This window comes from Janthinobacterium longum (genome assembly GCF_051380735.1).
Lineage (GTDB): Bacteria > Pseudomonadota > Gammaproteobacteria > Burkholderiales > Burkholderiaceae_D > Janthinobacterium.
Genome location: NZ_JBNYXQ010000006.1, coordinates 209169 through 232529, shown reverse-complemented (window position 1 = coordinate 232529; position 23361 = coordinate 209169). Strand labels below are relative to the sequence as shown.

General features: G+C 59.9%; 21 protein-coding genes. 5 read left to right on the top strand and 16 right to left on the bottom strand.

What is annotated here, in order from left to right; translation table 11 throughout:
• Window position 1: 1 nt before the first annotated feature.
• The 4 genes from ACQ4WM_RS17110 to apbC form a co-directional block, all read right to left on the bottom strand.
• Window positions 2-955 carry a hypothetical protein gene (locus tag ACQ4WM_RS17110; protein WP_436547873.1) on the bottom strand — a complete coding sequence of 318 codons (954 nt, stop codon included), beginning with the start codon at window positions 953-955 and terminating at the stop codon, window positions 2-4.
• Between the two features lie 219 nt (window positions 956-1174).
• Window positions 1175-2839, bottom strand: a complete 1665-nt coding sequence (locus ACQ4WM_RS17105; RefSeq protein WP_436547872.1) for an alkaline phosphatase family protein — start codon at window positions 2837-2839, stop codon at window positions 1175-1177.
• A gap of 147 nt (window positions 2840-2986) precedes the next feature.
• Window positions 2987-5137, bottom strand: coding sequence for a TonB-dependent siderophore receptor (locus tag ACQ4WM_RS17100; RefSeq protein WP_436547871.1), 2151 nt, complete (start codon window positions 5135-5137; stop codon window positions 2987-2989).
• Between the two features lie 226 nt (window positions 5138-5363).
• Window positions 5364-6464 (bottom strand): iron-sulfur cluster carrier protein ApbC, encoded by a 1101-nt coding sequence (apbC, locus tag ACQ4WM_RS17095; RefSeq protein WP_436547870.1) that lies wholly within the window; start codon window positions 6462-6464, stop codon window positions 5364-5366.
• Window positions 6465-6612: 148 nt separating this feature from the next.
• Between apbC and metG the strand changes: the two genes are divergently transcribed.
• From metG to panC, 5 genes are all read left to right on the top strand, one after another.
• Window positions 6613-8781, top strand: a complete 2169-nt coding sequence (metG, locus tag ACQ4WM_RS17090; RefSeq protein WP_436547869.1) for a methionine--tRNA ligase — start codon at window positions 6613-6615, stop codon at window positions 8779-8781.
• An 18-nt stretch (window positions 8782-8799) separates the two neighbouring features.
• On the top strand, window positions 8800-9279 hold the full coding sequence (locus tag ACQ4WM_RS17085; RefSeq protein WP_436547868.1) for a GNAT family N-acetyltransferase: 480 nt from the start codon (window positions 8800-8802) through the stop codon (window positions 9277-9279).
• 98 nt (window positions 9280-9377) lie between these two features.
• Complete coding sequence (locus ACQ4WM_RS17080) at window positions 9378-9587, top strand: DUF3460 family protein (protein WP_436547867.1); 210 nt, start codon at window positions 9378-9380, stop codon at window positions 9585-9587.
• Window positions 9588-9610: 23 nt separating this feature from the next.
• Window positions 9611-10471, top strand: coding sequence for a segregation and condensation protein A (locus ACQ4WM_RS17075; protein WP_436547866.1), 861 nt, complete (start codon window positions 9611-9613; stop codon window positions 10469-10471).
• A gap of 56 nt (window positions 10472-10527) precedes the next feature.
• Entirely contained in the window at window positions 10528-11367 is an 840-nt protein-coding gene (gene panC / locus ACQ4WM_RS17070; RefSeq protein ID WP_436547865.1) for a pantoate--beta-alanine ligase, read from the top strand.
• A gap of 145 nt (window positions 11368-11512) precedes the next feature.
• On the opposite strand, the gene cheY is transcribed toward panC, so the two are convergent.
• From cheY to ACQ4WM_RS17010, 12 genes are all read right to left on the bottom strand, one after another.
• The gene (gene cheY, locus ACQ4WM_RS17065) at window positions 11513-11911 is read right to left on the bottom strand and encodes a chemotaxis response regulator CheY (protein ID WP_010396677.1); all 399 of its coding nucleotides are present in this window, start codon (window positions 11909-11911) and stop codon (window positions 11513-11515) included.
• 147 nt (window positions 11912-12058) lie between these two features.
• Window positions 12059-13138 (bottom strand): protein-glutamate methylesterase/protein-glutamine glutaminase, encoded by a 1080-nt coding sequence (locus tag ACQ4WM_RS17060; protein WP_436547864.1) that lies wholly within the window; start codon window positions 13136-13138, stop codon window positions 12059-12061.
• 44 nt (window positions 13139-13182) lie between these two features.
• Window positions 13183-13791, bottom strand: a complete 609-nt coding sequence (cheD, locus tag ACQ4WM_RS17055; RefSeq protein WP_436547863.1) for a chemoreceptor glutamine deamidase CheD — start codon at window positions 13789-13791, stop codon at window positions 13183-13185.
• An 8-nt stretch (window positions 13792-13799) separates the two neighbouring features.
• Window positions 13800-14672 (bottom strand): CheR family methyltransferase, encoded by an 873-nt coding sequence (locus ACQ4WM_RS17050; RefSeq protein WP_436547862.1) that lies wholly within the window; start codon window positions 14670-14672, stop codon window positions 13800-13802.
• An 84-nt stretch (window positions 14673-14756) separates the two neighbouring features.
• Window positions 14757-16481, bottom strand: coding sequence for a methyl-accepting chemotaxis protein (locus ACQ4WM_RS17045; protein ID WP_436547861.1), 1725 nt, complete (start codon window positions 16479-16481; stop codon window positions 14757-14759).
• Window positions 16482-16641: 160 nt separating this feature from the next.
• A complete protein-coding gene (locus ACQ4WM_RS17040; protein ID WP_436547860.1) occupies window positions 16642-17148 on the bottom strand; it encodes a chemotaxis protein CheW in 507 nt (168 codons plus the stop codon).
• 27 nt (window positions 17149-17175) lie between these two features.
• The gene (gene cheA, locus ACQ4WM_RS17035) at window positions 17176-19380 is read right to left on the bottom strand and encodes a chemotaxis protein CheA (RefSeq protein WP_436547859.1); all 2205 of its coding nucleotides are present in this window, start codon (window positions 19378-19380) and stop codon (window positions 17176-17178) included.
• Window positions 19381-19423: 43 nt separating this feature from the next.
• On the bottom strand, window positions 19424-19789 hold the full coding sequence (locus ACQ4WM_RS17030; RefSeq protein WP_436547858.1) for a response regulator: 366 nt from the start codon (window positions 19787-19789) through the stop codon (window positions 19424-19426).
• Between the two features lie 82 nt (window positions 19790-19871).
• A complete protein-coding gene (locus tag ACQ4WM_RS17025; RefSeq protein ID WP_436547857.1) occupies window positions 19872-20420 on the bottom strand; it encodes a chemotaxis protein in 549 nt (182 codons plus the stop codon).
• A gap of 46 nt (window positions 20421-20466) precedes the next feature.
• Entirely contained in the window at window positions 20467-21423 is a 957-nt protein-coding gene (gene motB / locus ACQ4WM_RS17020) for a flagellar motor protein MotB (protein ID WP_436547856.1), read from the bottom strand.
• Between the two features lie 58 nt (window positions 21424-21481).
• Window positions 21482-22342, bottom strand: a complete 861-nt coding sequence (gene motA / locus ACQ4WM_RS17015; protein ID WP_436547855.1) for a flagellar motor stator protein MotA — start codon at window positions 22340-22342, stop codon at window positions 21482-21484.
• Window positions 22343-22551: 209 nt separating this feature from the next.
• The gene (locus tag ACQ4WM_RS17010; RefSeq protein ID WP_436547854.1) at window positions 22552-23313 is read right to left on the bottom strand and encodes a class I SAM-dependent methyltransferase; all 762 of its coding nucleotides are present in this window, start codon (window positions 23311-23313) and stop codon (window positions 22552-22554) included.
• Between the last annotated feature and the right edge of the window lie 48 nt (window positions 23314-23361).

Below are 23361 nucleotides of genomic sequence, written 5' to 3'. Positions count from 1 at the left end.
TTTATTTCCCATGATACGGGCGACAATATTTAAAACTTGGTTTTGCGTTCTCGCCGGCCCAAACCAATCTGAAGCCAATAATGGTGTCTGAATAATGACAATAAAAATTGGGATGATCTGGCACAGATAATATCGGCAGTGCCGGGCTGAGTTCAAGCCGAAACATCGTGCTCATTGGCTGGACGACCTCGGACAAGCGCATGGCCCTACGTGTGCTACCCTTCGGCAGCTCGACATCACGTAAAACCATACGGGGCTGACCAAAATCTGATTGGCCCACCAGACTGCCGCTAATGTAAAACAGCATCATTGGTGTACGCAAAATAACATCGAACTGATCGCCGCCGTCAAAATTAAATATACTACGCGGAGAAAATCCAGCCGGCAGATCGCTTCGGCAACCCGAGTCATTTTCCGCAAAAATCCATATATTTTCGTCGTCAAATACAACAAGGCGAGGCACAGGATCATCAACTCTACATGGTGCATTAGAATATAGATTAATTTCAACAATCCCAGCACTATTCACTTTCAATGGATGACTATCGCGCTTAACAAATCCAGACCGCAGTAAATATATTTTTCCGAACTTTCCTTCGTCGACGCCAATTACGCGATATGTTGTATTGGCATGGGCAGACAATATCGGTTTAAGTTTACCAGGGTGCCATACGCTCACATCGAAGCTGCCTATCTTGCTCCAATCGGGCTTCTGCGCACGATCCACGACCAAAAAACCCGGCATATCACATTTTGGCTGCATTTCAGCATCACTGCATCTGCTATAAGCATGTAATTCAAGCCCATTACTCAGACTTAGCCAAGGTTTCTCGGCATCCAAAGGCACGGCATAATAGTTATCAAATGATGCATGATCAAACTGCGGCACGATGCATCCTTGCAACAGAGACGATAATAATATCAAGCTATAAAATTTTACTAATACAATATTCATTGACGACCTCATAGTGAAAAGTAAATTTCACTATGCGCCGAAAGAATAATATACTTATTGATATGGGTCGCATTGCAGCTAAATGCATTGAACTGTGAAACTCCGTAGGACTGATTAGCAAGCTCAACCCAACAGCGCTGCCGCCCGCAGCGACAAAGTTGTTGAATTACGCGGCTTCGCCGCGAATTCGACCTGCGGAATCCGGGATTGCGGTTGGTTTTACCGCACCGCCTCCGTCAACACCCGCCCTTCCGACGCCGACGGCTGACGCACGCGCAGCACATGGGCCAGGGTCGGCGCGATATCGACCACTTCCGCATATTGGCCATACGCGCCCGGCTTGACCCAGCGCGGGCCGTAGACCATCAGCGGCACATTGGTGTCATAGGTATAAGGCGAACCGTGCGAGGTGCCGCCCACGCCCTTGCCGAAGTACCAGGCCGGTTTCGTCACCACCATCAGGTCGCCCGACAACTGGCGGTTCCAGGCACGGCGCATCAGCGTGTCCATGCGGGTCGCCACCGCCCCCGTTTCCATCTGCGTGCGCGTGTACACCTGCGCCAGGCCATCTTGCTGCAGCAGGTAGCGGCTGGCTTCCTCTTCCAGCTTGATGCGGCTGATGCCGTTTTTTTCCGCCAGCGCGTAGTCCAGGTAGATATTCGGCATTGAATGCGTGGTGACCAGCTTGTCGACGCCCAGCGCGCTTGCCAGATGCTGGTTCAGCGACGCCACCAGCTGTGCGCCATCGATGCGTTTGGCGGGAATGCCGCGCGTCTCGCTAAATTCGGGCACGTTGGCAAAGCCGTGGTCGGCCGTCAGCACCACCAGCACATTGTCCATGCCGACCTTTTTATCGAGGTCAGCAAAAAAGCCTGCCAGCATGCGGTCCAGGCGCTGCAGATGGTCGTGCGACATCCTGCTTTCCGGGCCGTAGGCGTGGTTGACGTAATCGTGCGCCGACAGGCTCACGCCCAGGATGTCCGGCACGCCGGCCGGATTGCGGCCCAGCTGCTCGCCATCGACGGCGGCGCGCGCAAATTCCAGGGTCAGCTCGTCGAGGAAGGGACCGGACTTGAGACGGCTGTAGTAGTCGCCATCAAGGCTGCCGCTATCGCTGTAATAACTGAACGGGAAGGTATTGCGCGCGCCCGGCTTGGCCGGAACGATATCGTCGCGCGCGTCATTGACATAGGCAGAATCGGCCAGCAGCGGGGTCCAGCTCTTGCCGTAGTAGCGGTCCTGCGGCTTGGCCGCCTGGTAGCGCTGCACCCATTGCGGATGCTGCTGCATGTAGTAGGTGGAGCTGGCGAAGTTGCCGGTCTTTTCCATGTACATATAGGCGGTACCGGTTTTGCCGGCCAGCAGGATGGCGCCACGGTCCTTGCCCGATACGGTAACGACCTTGGACTTGTCGCCGGTGGCGTAGCGCAGCTCGTCGCCCAGGGTGGAGACGCGCAGCCTGGCCGGCGAGGTGCCGTCGTCAGGCTTCGTCTCTTCACCGATATATTTGTGCGCGCTGTCTTCGGTGCAGTAGACCGACTGCTTGGTAACGGGATCGATCCAGTTATTGCCGATCACGCCATGCTGGTAAGGATAGGCGCCGGTCAGCACGGCCGAGTGGCCGATGGCGGTCACCGTGATGCCGTGCGCCTGGTGCGCGTCGCTGAACCAGGCGCCCTGCTCAAGCAGGCGGCGGAAGCCGCCCTGGCCGAACTGGTCGCTGTAGCGGATCACCTGCTCTTGCGGCAGGCCGTCGACCACCAGCACGACCACCAGCTTGGGTTGCGCGGCAGGCTTTTGGGGCGCGGGCGCAGCATGTACGGAGAATGCCGCCAGCAACAAGGCAGGCACTATCTTGCGTGTCAGGGAAATCGTGAGTGTCATGGAGTAGGTCGATGGCTGATTGATATGCGCGGCGTTCACGCCGCGGCCCGCCCGGCAGCATACAGAACCATGATGACAAGAGCATGACATCAGCATGACAGCGCGCACACCGGGACCGGGGACGCTGCCATGCTCGTTCAGTACTGTTCAAAAGTCAAACACGGCCTTGAGCGAGGCCACGCGCGGGTCGCCCAGCGGCAGCACATTGGCGTTCAGCACGCCCGCGTAGTACGCCTTGTCGAACAGGTTTTTCACGTTCAGGCTGAGCCGGTAGCCACGGCCCTGGTAAGCGAGGCTGGCGTCCGCCACAGTGTAGCTGGGCACCGTGTAGCTGACCGATGGCCCGGTCTTGGGCGCTTCGTAGCGCGCACCCAGGCCCGCCGTCCAGCAGTCCATCACGCCGCCACGGAAGCGGTAGTTGGCCCATACATTGGCGCTCTGGCGCGGCGTATTGAGCAGGCGCCGGCCAACCGTGCCGCCATTGTCCTCGGTGACGCGCGCGTCGAGCACGGTCAAGGCGCTCTGCACGCTCCAGCCATTGCGCAGGTCGGCGCTGATCTCGGCTTCGAAGCCGCGCGTGCGCTGCTCGCCCGTCTGCACCTGGGCACTCGACAGGATGGCGATATGCGCCGGGTCCGGATCGGCCGTGGTGACGTTGGTGCGCGTCAGGTCATACAAAGCGACGGCGCCGTTGATGCGCCCGCCGGCGAACTGGAACTTGCTGCCCAGTTCTGCCTGGCGCCCTTCTTCCGGCTTGAACTGCACGCCGAAGAAGTCGCTGCCGCTGACAGGCAAAAAAGAGGTCGCATAGCTGACGTAAGGGATGATATTGGGCGTGAGAACATACGACAGCGCCACATTGCCGGTGTTGGACGAGGTCTGCTGGCGCTGCGTGACGCCCGTCAGCTCGTTCAATTCGCGGTTGCGCGCGCGGTCGTGGCGCACTGCCAGGTTCAATCGCCAGCTGTCATTGAGCTTGATCTGGTCGCGCAGGTACAGGCCCGTCGACGACACGGTGGTGTTGGTCAGGCGGCTGGCCGGCGGGCAGGCGACGGCCGTGTTGTAGACGGGATTGAGCACATTGAGCGCGGCAATGCGGCACACCTGGTTGGCGTAGCGCACGCGGTCGTTGTTCAGGTCCAGGCCGAACATCACGTCATGCGCCATGCCGCCCAGCGCAAACGTGCGCGAGGCGTTGGTATCGAGGGCGCGGTTATTGCCGTCGACATCCTGCAACTGCGCCGAACGGCTTTGCAGCAATTCGTTGGCAGACAAGCTGGACAGCGACACGAAGCGGCCATCCATCGACATGGTCTGCCAGCGGAAATTCTGCGCCACTCTCCAGCCATTCTCGAAACGATGCACCAGGCTGTAGCCGACTTGCTTCTGCGACGAGTCATACGGGCCGAAACCCGGTTCGCCATAGAATAGCTCGCGCTTGAGCGGGCCGTTACGATTCGGCAGCAAAGTGCCTTTCACAGGTGCGCCCTGGGTGCGCAGGTACTCGCGGCGCGTGTAGGAACCGAGTATCGTGAAGTCGGTATTGGCGCCCAGGTCCAGCGACAGCGACGGCGCCAGGTACTGGTTCTTGAACCAGACCTGGTCGGTCTGGTCGTCGGTATCGGACCACAGGCCATTGAGTCGGAAAGCCGCCTTGCCGCTGTCGCTCAAAGGCCGGCCCAGGTCGAACGTGGCCTGCTTGTAGTGGTAGCTGCCCACGGCCAGGCCAGCCTGGTTGAAGCTTTCCGCGCGCGGGCGCTTGCTGACCATATTGACCATGCCGCCAGGCTGCACCAGGCCAAAATTGATCGAGGCAGGGCCTTTGAGGATTTCGATCGACTCGACGCCGGACACGTCCTGGGCCACGTAGTTGGACTGGTTCAGTTTCAGGCCATCGACATAGATCGATTCCGACGCCCGCTGGCCGCGAATGGAAAAATCGTCCCAGCCCCGCTTGCCCCAGCTGCCCGACGACACGCCGGCCGAACTCTGGATCGCTTCGTTCAGGGTGGTGACCTGGCGCGAATCGAGCAGGTCGCGCGTCAGCACGGAAATCGACTGCGCCGTCTCGAACAGCGACAGGTCGGACTTGGTGGTCGTGCTGCTGGCGCGCGTGGCGCCAAAGCCTGCGTTCTCTTCGCGCGTGCTGGCGACATGCACGGTCTGGATGTCGGCCGGTACCGCGTCAGCGCTCTCATCAGCCAGCGCCGGCTGGCACAGCAAGGTGGTGGTAACAGTCAGGCAAAACAGGCGGGCGGCAAAGGCGATGGGACGGGGTGCGGGCAGGAAGCAAGGCATGAAGCATCTTTACGTAGTTGAGAATGATTCTTATTATTATATGTAAATTCAGGTAAAGATGCCATGGCGAGCTTGTTTTACTCAGACGAAAAAAATGCCGCGTCTTGGCAGCGCGGCATTTTTTGAGTTCTCGACGTATCAGCGGAGGGCCGGGGTCAGACGGGGACGCCGAGTCCCGTCGGGTCTGACCCCAGATCTTGCTTCTGTTGTACAAGTAAGCCAACAACTAGTCGTTTTTAATGACAATGTTCGGGAACTTGTTGGTCATGTCCTTCGCCTTTTCCGCCACCTTGATGGCGATGGTGCGGGCGATCTGCTTGTAGATCACGGCTACCGGGCCGTCCGGTTCGGCCACCACGGTAGGGGTGCCCGAATCGGTCTGCTGGCGGATCGCCATGGTCAGCGGCAAGGCGCCGAGAAATTCCACGCCGAAGTCCGCGCACATTTTCGCGCCGCCGCCGGCGCCGAAGATTTCTTCCGCATGGCCGCAGTTCGAGCAGATATGCGTGCTCATGTTTTCCACTACACCGAGGATAGGGATGCCGACTTTTTCGAACATCTTCAAACCCTTGCGTGCGTCGAGCAGGGCGATGTCCTGCGGCGTGGTGACGATCACGGCGCCGGTGACCGGCACTTTTTGCGACAGGGTCAGCTGGATGTCGCCGGTGCCTGGCGGCATGTCGACGATCAGGTAATCGAGGTCGCGCCAGTTGGTCTGGTCCAGCAACTGCTGCAAGGCCTGGGTGACCATCGGGCCACGCCACACCATCGGTTCGTCCGGATCGATCATGAAGCCGATCGACGATACTTGCAGGCCATGGTTTTCCATCGGCTCCATGCTCTTGCCGTCCAGCGTTTTCGGCTGGCCGCTAATGCCCAGCATCATCGGCTGCGACGGGCCGTAGATATCGGCGTCCAGCATGCCGACCGTGGCGCCTTCGGCCGCCAGGGCCAGCGCCAGGTTGACAGCGGTGGTCGACTTGCCCACGCCGCCCTTGCCGGAAGCGACCGCGATAATGTTCTTCACATTGCTCATCGGCTTCAAGCCGCGCTGCACCGTGTGTGAAATGATTTTCGACGATACGCCGACGCTGACATTGCCCACGCCCGGCAGCACGCGCAGCGCAGCCAGCACGGACTTGCGGATCAGGTCGATCTGGCTTTTCGCCGGGTAACCGAGTTCGATATCGAGTGAAACATCGGTACCCTCGTCACCGTTGTCGACTTTCAGGTTCCTGACGGTTTTGCTGGAAACGAAATCTTTATGGGTGTTCGGATCAATAACTTGCGCCAGGGCTGCCTTGACGTCTTCTACCGTGATGCTCATGTAAATACTCCATATGTAATACGCGCAGTCTAGCGCAAATTCGCAGGGCGCGACGTGGACAAAACCGCCACGCAATGGCGCGGCATCTGCTCATATTGCGTTTCCGCTGTTAAAATGTCTGTTTATCCAACCCAAAAGTGCATCAATCATGACTCGCAAGCTGTTCGTCACTACTGCCCTGCCTTACGCAAACGCCGCTTTTCACATTGGCCACATCATGGAATATATCCAGGCTGATATCTGGGTCCGGTTCCAGCGAATGCAACGCGATGGCGACGCCGGCCGTGAAGTGCACTTCGTGGGTGCCGACGATACGCATGGCACGCCGATCATGATCGCCGCCGAAAAGGAAGGCATCACGCCGCAGCAGTTCGTCGCCAATATCGCTGCCGGCCGCGCCCAGTACCTGGACGGCTTCCATATCGCCTTTGACAACTGGTACTCCACCGACTCGCCGGAAAACGTCGATCTGTCGCAATCGCTCTACCGCAAATTGCGCGACACGGGCCTGATCGTCACGAAAACCGTTGACCGCTTCTTCGATCCGGTAAAAGGCATGTTCCTGGCAGACCGCAACATCAAGGGCGAATGCCCGAAATGCGGCGCCAAGAACCAGTACGGCGACAATTGCGAAGTATGCGGCGCAGCCTATCAGCCGACCGACCTGGTCAACCCGTTCTCTGTGTTTACCAATGCCACGCCGGTGATGAAGCCGTCCGAACAGTATTTCTTCAAGCTGTCGGACCCGCGCTGCTTTGAATTCCTGAAAGATTGGCTGAACACGCCAGGCCGTTTGCAGCCTGAAATGGTCAACAAGGTCAGCGAATGGCTCGGCGACGCCGGTGAAAAACTGGCCGACTGGGATATCTCGCGCGACGCGCCCTACTTCGGCATCCCGATTCCCGATGCACCGGGCAAGTACTTCTATGTGTGGATGGATGCGCCGGTCGGCTACCTGGCCAGCCTGAAAAATTATTGCGACAAGAAAGGCATCGATTTCGAGGGCTTTTTGAACGATCCGACCACCGAACAGATTCACTTTATCGGCAAGGACATCGTTTCCTTTCACCTGCTGTTCTGGCCCGCCATGCTGAAATTTGCCAATCACCCGGTGATCGACAAACTGAAAGTCAATGTACATGGCTTCCTGACGGTCAATAACGAAAAAATGTCGAAGTCGCGCGGCACCGGCATCTCGCCGCTGCGCTACCTGGACCTGGGCATGAACCCGGAATGGCTGCGCTACTACATCGCTTTCAAATTGAATTCAAAGGTGGAAGACCTCGACTTCAACGGCGAAGATTTCGTCGCCCGCGTCAATAGCGATTTGATCGGCAAATACGTGAATATCGCCAGCCGCTGCGCCGGCTTTATCGCCAAGCGTTTCGACGGCAAACTGGCAGCAAGCCTGTCGGAAGGCGCACAGACCTGGATCAACCGTGCGCTGACGCAGGACGTCAACGGCGTCGTCATCGAACGCCAGGCCAGCATTGCCCAGCACTTCGAGAACCGCGAATTCGGCAAGGCGCTGCGCGAGATCATGGAAATTGCCGACATCACCAACCAGTATGTCGATGAAAACAAGCCTTGGATACTGGCCAAGGACGCGGAAAAAACCGCCGAGCTGCACGATGTGTGCACCACCGCGCTGATCCTGTTCCGCCAGCTGACCATCATGCTGTCGCCGGTATTGCCGGGCGTGGCGAAAAACGTGGCGTCTTTCCTCAACGACGCACAATTCACCTGGGCCGACACGCAGGTATTCGGTGACGCCGTCTCGCACAGCATGCTGGGCCGCACCATCGGCGCCTACAGCCACTTGATGACGCGCATGGATGCCAAGATGATCGAAGCGCTGTTCGATGCGCCGCAAGCGGTCGTGGCCGCCCCGGCAGCCGGTGCGGCCAACGATGCTGCGCCAGCGGCCCCGGCCCTGGTGGCCAGCACGCCGGCCTCGGCCATCGAGGAACTGGCACCCGAGATCAAGATCGACGACTTCCTGAAGGTCGACCTGCGCATCGCCAGAATCGTCAACTGCGAACTGGTCGACGGTTCCGACAAGCTGCTGCGTTTGACCCTGGACGCCGGCGAAGGCCGCTTGCGCAATGTGTTCTCGGGCATCCGCTCGGCCTACAAGCCGGAAGAGCTGGTCGGCAAGCTGACCGTGCTGGTGGCCAACCTGGCGCCGCGCAAGATGAAGTTTGGCGTCTCCGAGGGCATGGTGATGGCAGCTTCTGCCGCCGATGAAAAAGCCAATCCGGGCATCTATATCCTGAATCCGTGGCCAGGTGCCGAACCTGGCATGCGCATCCGTTAATCGAGCGGGACTGCAATCATGAAAATCGTGGTGCGCGAAGCTGGCGATGAAGATGCGGCACTGATCGCCGGGCTGACCCGCGCGGCCTGGGCCGGCAAGGTTGCCGCCTCGTCCAGCGGCCACCATGAAACACCGGAGCAGGTGGCGCGGGCCTTGCGCAGCGGTGGTGGTTTCATTTTGCTGATCGACGACATGCCGGCCGGTTCCTTGCGCTATATGCCGCTCGACAGCGAACCGGCTATCTGGGAAATCTCGCGCATGGGCATCCTGCCGGCCTGGCGCGGCAACCACTGCTCGCAGCATCTGCTGGAGGCCGTAATCCACCATGCATTGTCGTGCCAGGCCGAGGAGTTGCGGCTGGCCGTGCGGCTGGACCAGGGCAAGCTGATCGATTTTTATGCCGCCTTCGGTTTCGAGCTGGCCGAAGAACTGGAATATTCGCACGCCAACCCGGCAGAGCCACCTCCCTCGGTCATGCGGCGCATGCTGCGGTATTGATTTTAGATATTTCCACTACAGCCCAGGCGACAGAATGTCCCACCGCGCTCCCCGGCGCGGTAAAATGTGGCCTGCTGACTTTTTATACAGAAAACACCATGAAACTGCCTGCAAAACACATGAACTACGTTTCGGACCACACCCTGTTCATCGCCGAACTGAAAGCGAAGAATCCGGGCATCGAAGAAGGCCAGCGTGCCGGCCGTGCTTTGCTGTGGGACAAGCCGCCTGTCAGCCTTGACGAGCAGAATCGCCAGATGGCCTCGGCCGTCAAGCAGCAAGCTTACGTGTACCAGAACAAGAACTAACAGCCACCGCTGGAACCGGCACGATGTTGCCTGAAGATCCGGCGGACGCGCCAGGCACCGCTGTGCCTGACGTGGCCGCCGTCACCGCGCCGCCCGCCCCCGATCCGCTGGCCATCGCCCGCCTGTATGGCGAGCCGCTGCTGCGCATGCCGACGGATTTATATATCCCGCCGGACGCGCTGGAAATCTTCCTCGAAGCCTTCGAAGGCCCGCTAGACTTGCTGCTGTACCTGATCCGCAAGCAGAACTTCAATATTCTCGATATTCCGATGGCGCAGGTCACCCTGCAATACCTGAAATACGTCGACCAGATCCGCGTGCGCAACCTGGAACTGGCGGCCGAGTATTTGCTGATGGCGGCCATGCTGATCGAGATCAAGTCGCGCATGCTGCTGCCCTCGCGCAAGAGCGAGGCCGAGGAAGACGGCGGCGACCCGCGTGCCGAACTGGTGCGCCGCCTGCTCGAATACGAGCAGATCAAGCTCGCCGCGTATGACCTGAACACCATTCCCCAGTTCGAACGCGACTTCGTGCGCACCCAAATCTTCATCGAGCAAAGCTTGACGCCGACCTGGCCCGAGGTCGAGCCGGTGGACCTGCAGCAAGCCTGGCTCGACGTGCTGAAACGCGCCAAGCTGACCCAGCATCACCGCATCAGCCGCCAGGAATTGTCGGTGCGCGAGCACATGACGGCCATCCTGCGTCGCTTGCAAAGTACGCGTTTCGTCGAGTTTGGCGACCTGTTCGATATTGGCGGCGGCGTGCCAGTGGTGGTAGTCAACTTCGTGGCCCTGCTGGAGCTGGCCAAGGAAACCCTGATCGAAATTACGCAAGCCGAACCGTTTGCGCCCATTTACGTCCGGCTGGCCTATTCGCCAGCCTGATATCATCACCCTTTGTCACCGACCACCGTACGTCGGGGTTTTAGCGAAAGCATGCAATGAAAATTATTTCCGATATCGATGAATTGCGCGACCAGCTCAGCGGACAGCTGCGCACGGCCTTTGTGCCCACCATGGGCAATCTGCATGAAGGCCATTTGTCGCTGATGCGCCTGGCGCGCAAGCATGGTGACCCGGTGGTGGCCTCGATTTTCGTCAACCGCCTGCAGTTCGGCCCGAACGAAGACTTCGAAAAATATCCGCGCACCATGGCCGCCGATGTCGCCAAGCTGGAAAAGGAAGGGGTCTACGTGCTGTTTGCGCCGACCGAGAAGGAACTGTATCCGGAACCGCAGGAATACCGCGTGCGCCCGCCTGAGGGCCTGGGCAACACCCTGGAAGGCGAGTTCCGCCCCGGCTTCTTCGAAGGCGTCTGCACGGTGGTCACCAAACTGTTTTCCTGCGTGCAGCCGCGCGCTGCCGTGTTCGGCAAGAAGGACTACCAGCAGTTGATGATCATCCGCAATATGGCGCGCCAGCTGGCGATGCCGACCGAAATCATCGCCGCCGAAACATACCGCGCCGAAGACGGTCTGGCGCTGTCGTCGCGCAATATGTATTTGTCCGACAGCGAGCGTGCCGAAGCACCCGAGCTGTACAAGGGCCTCAACTTTGTGGCGGAGGAAGTACGCAAGGGCAACCTGTCCGTGACGGAACTGGAACAGGCCGCCATGCGCCTGCTCGACGGCCGTGGCTGGAAGTCCGACTATATCTCGGTGCGCAAGCGCGCCAACCTGCAGGCGCCCGATGCAGCCGAACTGGCAGCCGGTGAACCGCTGGTGGTGCTGGCAGCGGCAAAGCTGGGGCAGACGCGGCTGATCGACAATCTGGAAATCTGACTGCTGGGGTCAGACCCCCTCGCCCGCCAGCAATGAACTCTGAGTTTGCGGCATTGAGGGTCTGCCCCCCGCTTTTGCTTGACGCCAACGAAAAAAAGCTGCCAGTTCACACTGGCAGCTTTTTTATTGGAGCAAGCAGGCCTGATCAGGCGCCGGCTTTTTCCAGCTTTTCGAAAATCTTGTTCAGCTTTTCATCGAGCGTCGCGGCCGTGAATGGCTTGACGACGTAGCCGCTGGCGCCCGCTTGCGCGGCAGCGATGATGTTTTCCTTTTTGGCTTCAGCCGTCACCATCAGCACCGGCAGCTTGGCCAGTGCCGGATCGGCACGGATATGCTGGAGCATGGTCAGGCCGTCCATGTTAGGCATGTTCCAGTCCGACACGACGAAATCGTACGATTCCGCGCGCAGCTTGGCCAGGCCCATCACACCGTCTTCTGCCTCGTCGACGTTGGCATAACCCAGTTCTTTCAACAGATTCCGGACAATGCGGCGCATCGTCGAAAAATCGTCAACGACTAAAAATTTCATCTTTGGATCAGCCATGAATCACTCCGTTGTTTCTGTAGCGGTTTGTTAATAATATCGACATGAATGCCGACATTATGGTCGACACTACGGCAGCAAGTCATAGGATAGCATTTTCGTTGCTTTTAAGCGAAAAAACTTGCCATCCATCATAGGAAACGTGGCTTACACGCGCAAAGCGCGCATGCCGTGCGCTGCCAGGTATCCAAGCACCATGCCAGGCAAGGCCGTCAGGGCGCCAACCTCATGCGTGGCACCGACGGCGATCGCTTCGCGCGGCATGCCGAACACCACGCAACTGGCTTCATCCTGTGCGAAATTATACGCTCCTGCGGCCTTCATCTCCAGCATCCCTTGTGCGCCATCCTTGCCCATGCCGGTCAGGATCACGCCGACCGCATTCTTGCCGGCGAACTGGGCGGCCGAGCGGAACAGCACGTCCACCGACGGGCGGTGGCGATTGACGGGCTCGCCCTGGTCGATCTTGGTCATGTAGTTTGCGCCGCTGCGCGTCAATGTCAGGTGCGAGTGGCCGGGCGCGATATACGCATGGCCAGGCAGCACCCTTTCGCCGCCGGCCGCTTCCTGCACCGAGATCTTGCACAGCGAATCGAGGCGGCGCGCAAACGAGCGCGTAAAACCTTCCGGCATATGCTGGGTGATCAGGATGCCGGGGCAATCCGACGGCATCTGCATCAAGAATTCACGGATCGCCTCGGTACCGCCGGTTGACGCGCCGACGATGATCAGTTTTTCCGACGACAGCAGCGGATTGCGCAGCACAGGCAAGGGCGCCGTGCCCGGTGCCGCCGCTGCGCCAGCCGGCGCGATGGTGCGGGCACGGATGCGCGCCTTGGAGGCGGCGCGGATCTTGTCGGCAATCATCTCGGTGTACTCGCGCATGCCGCTCTGGATCGAAATTTTCGGTTTGGTGACGAAGTCGACGGCGCCCAGTTCCAGCGCGCGCATGGTGATTTCCGAGCCGCGCTCGGTCAGCGACGACACCATCAATACCGGCATCGGCCGCAAGCGCATCAGTTTTTCCAGGAAATCCAGGCCATCCATCTTCGGCATCTCGACGTCCAGCGTCAGCACGTCCGGGTTGGTCTGCTTGATCAGTTCGCGCGCCACCAGTGGATCAGGCGCCGTGCCCACCACTTCCATATCGGGCTGGCTGTTGACGATTTCCGCCATCACGCTGCGGATCAGCGCCGAGTCATCCACGATCAGTACCTTGATCTTCATTTATTTTCCTTCCAGGCCGTACCGGCCTTTACTCATGATCTTTATCAGAACAAATCGACCGATCCGCCCACCGGAGCGACTTTCAGGCGGCTGGCGTAATCGAGTTCGCGGCGCACCAGGGTGTCGTTATGCGACTGCATCAGTTTTTTTACCAGAACCTTGCCGCTGCGCGGGAAGAAATACACCTTGCGCGGATGGATGTCGTTCAGGTCTTCGGCCACCACGCGCATCTTTTCCGCCTTCAGATAGTTGATGACGAAGGCCGCATTGCGCTCGCCGACATTGATCGCCGTGAAGCCGCGCAGCACGGCGCCGCCGCCGAACACTTTCGCTTCCATGTTCTCGCGCCTGGCGCCCGCTTTCAGCAGGTCGTTGATCAGTATCTCCATGGCGTAGGTGCCATAGCGCATCGAGGCCGAGATCGGGCTGTTGGTGTCGCTGCCGCCGTCCGGCAGCATGAAGTGGTTCATGCCGCCCAGGCCCGTGACGCGGTCGCGGATGCAGGCCGACACGCAGGAGCCGAGTACGGTGACGATCAGCATATCCTTGTTGGTGAAGTAGTACTCGCCAGGCAGTATCTTGGCGGCGTCGCAGTTGAACGTCCGGTCAAAATAGACGTTGGTGGCGAATTGTTCGTTGGGTGCGAGGCTCATGGCTAATCTCAGGTACGTTGCGACGATGCTTTGGGTGCGGTGCTGCGCGACAGGTCCAGCTCATACACCGTCTTGCCACGCAATTTCAAGGACTCCGACACGTACAGGAAATTTTCCGAGTGGCCCGCGAACAGCAGGGCGTCAGGTTTCATCAGCGGCACGAAGCGCGACAAGATCTTGCGCTGCGTCGCCTTGTCGAAATAGATCATCACATTGCGGCAGAAGATCACGTCGAACTGCCCCGTCAACGGCCAGCCGTCGGCCAGCAGGTTGAGCGGCTTGAAGGTGATCATCTGGCGCAATTCAGGACGCACCCTCACCTGGCCTTCGCGGTCGCCCTTGCCGCGCAAGAAGAAGCGGCGCGAGCGTTCGGCCGACATCTTGTCGAGCCGGTCCAGGTTATAGACGCCGCTGGCAGCCGTGGCCAATACATTGGTGTCGATGTCAGTGGCGATGATGGTCACCGGCGGCGTAAGCGTATTGAAGGCCTCGCACACCGTCATGGCGATCGAATACGGCTCCTCGCCGGTGGAGGCGGCCGAACACCAGATGGTGATCGGGCCCTTGAGCTTTTTCACATGCTCGGCCAGCAGCGGAAAATGATGCTCTTCGCGAAAGAACGAGGTCAGATTGGTGGTCAGTGCGTTGGTGAACGCCTCCCACTCGTCGGCCATGCGGCCCGCTTCCAGGTCGTCCAGGTAGCGCACGAACGACGAGATGCCGGTCGCGCGCAAGCGGCGCGCCAGGCGGCTGTAGACCATTTCCTGCTTGCTGTCGGCCAGCGCGATGCCGGCCCGCTTGTAGATCATGGCGCGGACCCGTTCGAAATCCTTGCCCGTAAAGTCAAATTCCTTGACCGAATCCGTTTTTGTTTGCGGCATTTGTTGATTACCTCTTCTATGACTGCTTTGAACAATGCCTTTGCAACTGCTACGAGCGGGACCAGGCCATGGCAATGACCAGAATCAGAACTCTTCCCAGTCGTCGCCGCTGGCTGCCGCCAGCTTTTTGGCCGGCGGCGGCGTCACCCTTTTTGCCGCTGGCGCTGGCGCCACTACCTTGGCCTGGGCCACCTTCAGCGCCGCACGTGGCGCTGGCCCCGATGCCGCGGTGACAGCGGCGCTGGCCACCAGCGCGTCGCCTTCGCTGCCCAGCTTGAAGATGCTGACGGCGTCGGCCAGGCGCTGTGCCTGGTCCTGCATGCTTTCGGCTGCCGCCGCCGCTTCCTCGACCAGCGCCGCGTTCTGCTGCGTCATCTGGTCCATCTGCGCGATGGCCTGGTTGATTTCCTCGATGCCATGGCTTTGCTCCTGCGTCGCCGCCGTGATCTCGCCCATGATATCTGCCACCTGGCGGATCGAGGTGACGATCAGGCCCATGGTCTGGCCGGCTTCATCGACCAGCCGGCTGCCTGCATCGACCTTGTCGACCGAGTCGCCGATCAGGCCCTTGATCTCTTTCGCTGCGCCAGCCGAGCGTTGCGCCAGGTTGCGTACTTCCGACGCCACCACCGCAAAACCGCGGCCCTGCTCGCCGGCCCGCGCCGCCTCCACCGCTGCATTCAAGGCCAGGATATTGGTCTGGAACGCAATGCTGTCGATGACGCCGATAATGTCGACGATCTTGCGCGAACTGTCCTTGATCGAACCCATGGTGTCGACCACCTGCGCCACCACGTTGCCGCCCTGCTGCGCTACCGACGAGGCCGACACGGCCAGCTGGTTCGCCTGGCGCGCATTGTCGGCGTTCTGTTTCACCGTCGACGTCAGCTCTTCCATCGACGACGCCGTCTCTTCCAGCGAACTGGCCTGCGTTTCGGTACGTGCCGACAGGTCGGCATTGCCGCTGGCAATCTCGCGCGAGGCAATCGTGATCGTCTGCGTGCCCTGGCGCACGTCGCTGACCGTGCGCACCAGGCTTTCGTTCATGTCCTTCAGGGCCTGCTGCAGGTCGCTCGTTTCGTCCTTGCCTTCGACCACCACGTGCGAGCTCAGTTCGCCCGCCGCCACCTTTTGCGCCACCGCCACCGCACCCGACAGTGGCAGGGTAATCGAGCGCGTGATGAACACCGCACACCAGGCGCCCAGCGCCACCGCCGCGCCGCCCAGCACCAGCAGCACCAGCATCAACTGCTTGTCATCGGCCAGCGAACCGGCCATGAAGCGCTGTTCGCTGGCCTGCTGCAACTGCAGCAGCTGGTTTATATTGGCCAGCATCTTGCGGTTCAGGGGATCGATGCGGTTGGCAATCACCTTGGCGCCGCCTTCGCTGTTAAACGCCAGCACCTGCCCCATCGCTTCCTTGAAGGCGCTGTCGACTTCGCGGTCCAGCGTCGAAATATTCGCCACCAGCGCCTTTTCGGCATCGGACAGGCCCAGCTTGCCCAGCTTGTCGCGTGCGCCATCGTACTGCTTGCGCTGCTCGCGCACCTTGCCTTCTTCCGCCTGCATCAGGCCAACGTCGCCCTGCAAGCCGATATTGCGCATGGCGATGCCCATTTCCAGCATCGCGCTTTTCATGGTCGACGCCTGCTTGTCCTTTTCGCTGGCCAGTTCCAGCCCCGACAGCAGCTGGGCCTTGTTGCGGTAATTGAGCGCCGTGGCCGCCACCACGACAATCACCAGGATCGCCAGGATGCATCCAAAACCCAGCCCCAACCGTGTACCTATCTTGAAATTGCGCAAACCCATGACAGTCTCCCCCTATGTTTGATGACGGTGCGCACGATAGTCGTGTCACGCCGTGCCGTGGCCTGGTCTCTATGAACCTTGCGGCCTGCCGGCAAATGCCGGGGTCAGACCCGGCGGGTCTGACCCCAGTTTTCTGCTGCAATGGAACGACGCCTGCAAATCAAGCGGCCAGCTTGTCGATCAAACCCATTTCGCTGCTCGACATCAGCTTGTCGATGTCGACCAGGATCAGCATGCGCTCGTCGATGGTGCCCAGGCCGATCATGTAGTCGGTCGAGAAGGCGGTGCCCATTTCCGGCGCCGGTTTTACCTGCTCGGGTGTCAACGTGGTCACGTCGGAGACGCTGTCGACCACCATGCCGACGATGCGGCCACCGATGTTCAGGATGATCACCACCGTGAACTGGTCGTACACAGGCGTGCCCAGCTTGAACTTGATGCGCATGTCGACTACCGGAATGATAATGCCGCGCAGGTTGATCACACCCTTGATGAATTCGGGCGCGTTGGCAATCCGGGTCACCGCTTCGTAGCCGCGGATTTCCTGGACTTTCAGGATATCGATGCCGTACTCTTCCGAGCCTAGGGTGAAGGCCAGGAATTCACGGCCGGCGATGTCCTTGCCGTCGCTGGTTTTGCTGGCGGATAGTTGCTGATTATCTGACATGGTGAGTTCCTATCTGTAATGACGGTATTACGAAAAAATATGGGACTCGTCGGCCAACTGGCGCGAAGAGCGGATCAGGGCGGCAACGTCGAGTATCAAGGATACGCCGCCATCGCCCAGGATGGTGGCACCGGAGATGCCGACCACTTTGCGGTAATTCGATTCGAGGTTTTTCACCACCACCTGTTGCTGGCCGACCAGATCGTCGACAAACAGCGCGGCCTTGTGCCCTTCCGTTTCAAGGATCACGCAGATGCCCTCGGAGGGACTGGTAAAGCGCGGCGCGATGTCGAACATCTGGAACAAAGGAATCAAAGGCAGGTATTCGCCGCGTACCTTGACCACCTGGCCGCGCCCAGCGATATCCTTGACGTCCTCGACGGCAGGCTGCAGCGATTCGATCACAAAGCCCAGCGGCAAAATATACACTTCCTCGCCGACCCGGATCGACATGCCGTCCAGGATCGCCAGCGTCAATGGCAGCGAGATCGAAATGGTGGTGCCAAAGCCCTTGGCCGAGCGAATATCGACCACGCCGCCCATGGCGCTGATATTGCGCTTGACCACATCCATGCCCACGCCGCGGCCCGATACATCGGTGACCGCTTCGGCGGTGGAAAATCCGGGCGCGAAAATCAGCTGCCACACTTCGGCGTCGGTCATGCTGTCCGACACGTCCATGCCCTGCTGCTGCGCCTTGGCCAGGATACGTTCGCGGTTCAGCCCGGCGCCATCGTCCGATACTTCGATAATGATATTGCCGCCCTGGTGGCTGGCCGACAGGAATAACCGGCCCGCTTCGGTCTTGCCGGCGGCCACGCGGGCGGCCGGCATTTCCACGCCATGGTCGATGCTGTTGCGCACCAGGTGCGTCAAGGGGTCGACGATGCGCTCGATCAGGCCTTTGTCCAGCTCGGTCGCCGCGCCATTGGTGATGAAATCGACCTTCTTGCCCAATTTTCCGGCCAAGTCGCGCACCATGCGCGGAAAGCGCGAAAACACGAAATCCATCGGCATCATGCGGATCGACATCACCGCTTCCTGCAAGTCGCGCGTATTGCGCGTCAGGTGCGCCACGCTGTCGAGCAGTTTTTCATGCAGCATCGGATCGAGCGCGCCGGCGCGCTGTTCGATCATTGCCTGCGTAATCACCAGTTCGCCCACCAGGTTGATCAGCTGATCGACCTTTTCGATAGAGACGCGGATCGACGACGATTCGGCGCCCGCCTTGTCGCCCTCTTTCCTGGCCGGCTTTTTCTCGACTTCAGCATCGGCCGCAGCCAATACCGGCGTGGCAGCGACTGGCGCCACGCTGGCTGCATTGGCACGTATCTGTTCCAGCGGCTGGAAAAAACCGTAGCCGCGTTCGGCATCGGTCTGCACGCCGGCGGCGGCGCGGATGTCCTCGAGCGGCTGGAAGAAGCCGTAACCCTGCTCGGCCTCGGTTTTCACCGCGCCCGGCGCATCTGGCAAGGGATCGAAAAAGCCATAGCCTTGCGCCGCTTCCCTGGCCGCGCGTGCCGCCTGCGCAGTGGACATTTCGCCAGGTTTCAGCGGCGGCGCCTGGGTGATCACCATGTCGTCCGGGTTCAGCACAAACGAGCAGATCGCCAGGATATCGTCGAGGCTTTCATGGGTCGTCACTTCCAGCGAGCTGCGCGCGTCGGGCAGCAGCGTCACCGCGACATCGCCCAGCAAGCCCAGTTCGGCCGCCAGCGCATCGACTTCGCGCTGCTCCATCTTCGGCAATTCAAGGCGGAAGCGGTGGCCGCCGGCGTGGCTGACCGCAGCCTTTTCGGTCGTGTGAAAGGCTGGTGCGACCGGCGTCAGGGCCGCCATCGGCACATCCTGTGCAAACGACTGCAGCATCATGCGCACATTGGCGACGGCATCCTGGTCCACGACGGAACCGAGGCGATGGCCGTCGAGCTGCATCTTGAGAATATCCTTGGCCGCCAGAAAGGCGTCGACGTGTTCGGCCGTCAGGGCCATCTGGCCCTGACGGATACGGTCGAGCAGGGACTCGAGAATGTGCGTCACCTCGGTCATGTCGGACAGGCCAAACGTCGACGCGCCGCCCTTGATCGAATGGGCGGTACGGAAAACAGCATTCAGGTCTTCGGCGTCGGGCGCCGCAATATCGACGGCCAGCAGCAGCCGTTCCATTTCAGCCAGCAGTTCCTCGGCCTCATCGAAAAAGACCTGGAAAAACTGGCTAATATCGATGGTCATAGGGTGACTCCGTCAATTGCATCGTTGTGCTGCGCGGCTGGCATCAGCCGATCACCTTCTTGACCACTTCGATCAGGCGCTGCGGATCGAAGGGTTTGACCAGCCAGCCATTGGCGCCGGCGGCGCGGCCTTTCGACTTCATTTCATCGGACGACTCGGTCGTCAGCATCAGGATGGGCACCTTCTGGTAAGAGGGCAGCTCGCGCAGCAGCTTGATCAGTTCCAGTCCATCCATGCGTGGCATGTTCTGGTCCGTCAGCACCAGGTCCACGCTTTGCAGCTTGGCTTTTTCCAGCCCGTCCTGGCCGTCCACGGCCTCTACCACCTGGTAACCGGCGGCTTTCAGGCTGAACGCCACCATCTGGCGCAATGAGCTCGAATCGTCCACTGCAAGTATCGTCTTGGCCATCTTTGCTCCCACTTTTTCCGGGCTTTCCGCCCGGGTTATTTATTGAATTGATCCATGCAACCGCAAGTATTCCGCACAAGTGCTAGAACAGCTCGATGTCGCCACTTTCCAGATGCTGCTGGCTGACAGCCTTGCGCAGCACGCTGCGCAGTTCCAGGCTTTGTATCGCCAGCGCCATGCTGACGCGCCCAAGCAAGGCGACGATTTCCTCGTTATCGCTTTCCGGCAGCATTTCCGCGCCGTGCGAGCCCAGCGTGCCGAGAAACTCGCGCAAGCCCGTAACGCGTTTCAGGGTACGGTCGATCAGCTGGCTCGTCATGTCCTGGAACTGCATGCTGGTGATGGCGGCATTCACGTAACCGCCCACCTCGTCCTGCAGCGCCAGCAGCTTTTCACGCTGCTCGGCGGGCGGCACGCCGCCCTCGAGCAGCAAGGCAATCGTGTCCTGCTGCGCCGCCACCGCCGCATGGATGGCCATGAAGTTGAAGGAGAGTTTCTCGATTGCCTCTTCCAGCAAGATGCCGGTCTGCATCAGGTCGGTTTCCACCTCCGTCAAATGCTTGCGGCCATGGTCCGACACGCCGGACAACAGGCGCTTCACATGCGAGCCAAGTATTTTCTTTCTTGTCATAGAGATCTCATTGTTTTGCTACGATGCGCACACTGTCCATGCATTCCTATTTCTTTGCTGCCGCAGGTGCAGGTGCTGCACCTGCCGCCAGCCCCGAAGAGATGGCGGCGGCCGCATCGTTCACCGGCAGTTCGATCGCGGCGCCGTCGCGCAGGACATTTTCTTCCGTGCGCTTGTTCATGACGATGATGCTGATGCGGCGGTTGATCGGATTGAAGGGATCGAGCTTGTCCAGGTTGGCGGCCGAACCCAGGCCCACCACGCGCAGCACTTTTTCTTCCTTCATGCCGCCGATCACCAGCTCGCGCCGCGAGGCGTTGGCGCGGTCAGCCGACAATTCCCAGTTGCTGTAGCCGGCGTCGCTCATGTAGGGCGTCGAATCGGTATGGCCGGACAGGCCGATGCGGTTCGGCACTTCGTTCAGCACAAAGCCAATCGCATGCAGGATTTCCTTGGTGTACGGCTGCAGGTTGGCGTTGGCCAGCGCAAACATCGGGCGATTCTGTTCGTCGACGATCTGGATGCGCAGGCCTTCGCTGGTGATATCGAGCAGCAGTTGGTTCTTGTATTTTTTCAGCAGCGGATTGGCGTCGATGGTGGCCTCGATGCGCGCCTTCAAGGCCTGCAGGCGCTTGCCTTCTTCACGCTCGAGCGCGGCCTTGGCCGAATTGAGGTCGAACGATTTGCGCTGCTGCTCTGCCTGCGCCTTGCGTACCTCGCCATCCTGGCGTGACAGGTCCTGGCCGCCGCCCTGGATCACGGAATTGCTTTCTCCGCTGCCGGAGCCGCCCGCCATCGCCACTTTCAGTGGCGTCTTGAAGAACTCGGAAATGCCGTTCAGGTCGCCCTTCGAGGTCGAGCCGAGCAACCACATCAGCAGGAAGAAGGCCATCATGGCCGTCACGAAGTCGGCGTACGCGATCTTCCATGCGCCACCATGATGGCCACCGGCCACCTTCTTGATGCGCTTGACGATAATCGGGCGCATGCCTTCATCGGCCATGGCGTCCCCCTTTCCTGTGCTGCGATAAACTCATGATGTGCAAACCTGACCTCACTGCTTACTTCGTTTTCGATTTCTTGATGTGGTCTTCAAGCTCGTTGAAGGTCGGGCGTTCCGTCGAAAACAGCACCTTGCGGCCAAACTCCACCGCCAGCGCCGGTGCATAGCCGTTCAGGCTGGCCAGCAGGGTCACTTTCACGCACTGGTACATCTTGCTCGACTCGTCAAGTTTCTGTTCAAGCAGACTGGCCAGCGGACCGACAAAGCCGTAGGCCAGCAGAATGCCGAGGAAGGTGCCGACCAGCGCTTTCGCGATCAGGATACCCAGCTCGGCCGGCGGAATACCGACCGACTCCATCGTGTGCACCACGCCCATCACGGCGGCAACGATACCGAAGGCTGGCAAGCCGTCGCCGAGCTTGGCGATAACGTGGGCCGGCACGGCCCCCTCGTGGTGATGGGTCTCGATTTCATTGTCCATCAGGTTTTCGATCTGGAAGGCGTCCATATTGCCCGACACCATCAGGCGCAGATAATCGGTCATGAATTCAACGATATGGTGGTCGGCCAGCACCGCCGGATACTTGGAAAACAGCGGGCTTTCCTGCGGGCTGTCAATATCGCCTTCAATCGACATCAGCCCTTCCTTGCGCACCTTGCTGAGCACTTCGAACAGCAGCGACATCAGCTCCATGTACAGGTCTTTGGTATAGCGTGACCCCTTGAACAGGCTGGGCAAGGCGGCCATGGTCGCCTTGATGGCCTTGCCATTGTTGCCGACAAAAAAAGCGCCCAGCGCTGCGCCGCCGATCATCAGCAGTTCCAGTGGCTGGAACAGTGATGCCAGGTGACCGCCCGCCATCGCGAAGCCGCCAAAAACCGAGGCGCAAACGATGATGTATCCGATTATGACTAACAAGTGCTGTGACTCCCAAGGTTGCCGGGTATGCTTACCCGTAGTATTCTGGCAAGCTTGCATGAAGACTAGCTACCATGGCACGCTGCTGCGGCGATAACCGGAAGTAGATAGAAACGGCCGCCATTTCAAGTCACATCCAGCAAAGTGCCGTGTGGAACTACAATAACGTGAGATTGTCCTGTCGGCAAGCAAATAACGCAGACAATTGCCTAAAAGAACCATACGTAAAGTAAAGGGCCCCGCTCTGTGGCGGCAATGGTCTTATCGGGTGCGCGTGCGGCGATCCTGAATTCGTAACTAAGAAGCATACTGCCGGGCAACATTTGCTTTTCGGCCTGCAACCACAGCGCCGTCATCACGGCCGGCGACAGGTAGGCAAACACCACATCGTAGTGGGCAAAATCAAGCGCCGCGTAGTCGCCGCGCACAAACCGCGCACGGCTGCCCTTCAGGCGCGCACGCAGCCTGCTCGCCAGCCATGGCAGCGGTGCCAGTTCGATGCCGCAAAACTGCCCGTCTGGCCGGCGCTGCGCCAGGTCCAGCACCAAGCCACCCAAGCCGCTGCCGATATCGATCAGTTTCACGCCCGGACGATCGGCGATCAGGCGCGCCACTTCTCGCCACACGGACGGCCCTGAAGGATAAAACGGCACTTGCGTGCGAAAGGTGGACCAGTACAGCCCCAGCAAAAAAATGAATACCAGCAGGAATAACAGCGGCGGCAATTCCAGCGCACTGGCCGCCAAGAGTGCCGGCGCGAACAGCAGGCCAATCGCGCACCACCAGCGCGCCAGCCTGGCGCGCCACGTGATCAGCGCCGCCAGCACGCCCTGCAGCAGAGCCACCGACAGCAAGGTCATACCGACCCCGGCGCGCGCCAGCAGAAACACCAGGCCCAGCATCAGGGGGAAGGCCAGCGCCTGGATCAGGACGGCCTTGAGCGCGGGTGCGCGCAGGATTTGTTGCAGCATGGCGCTGGAGTTATTGGAAACAGTGGTGAAAACGGCAGGGTTGGCGGT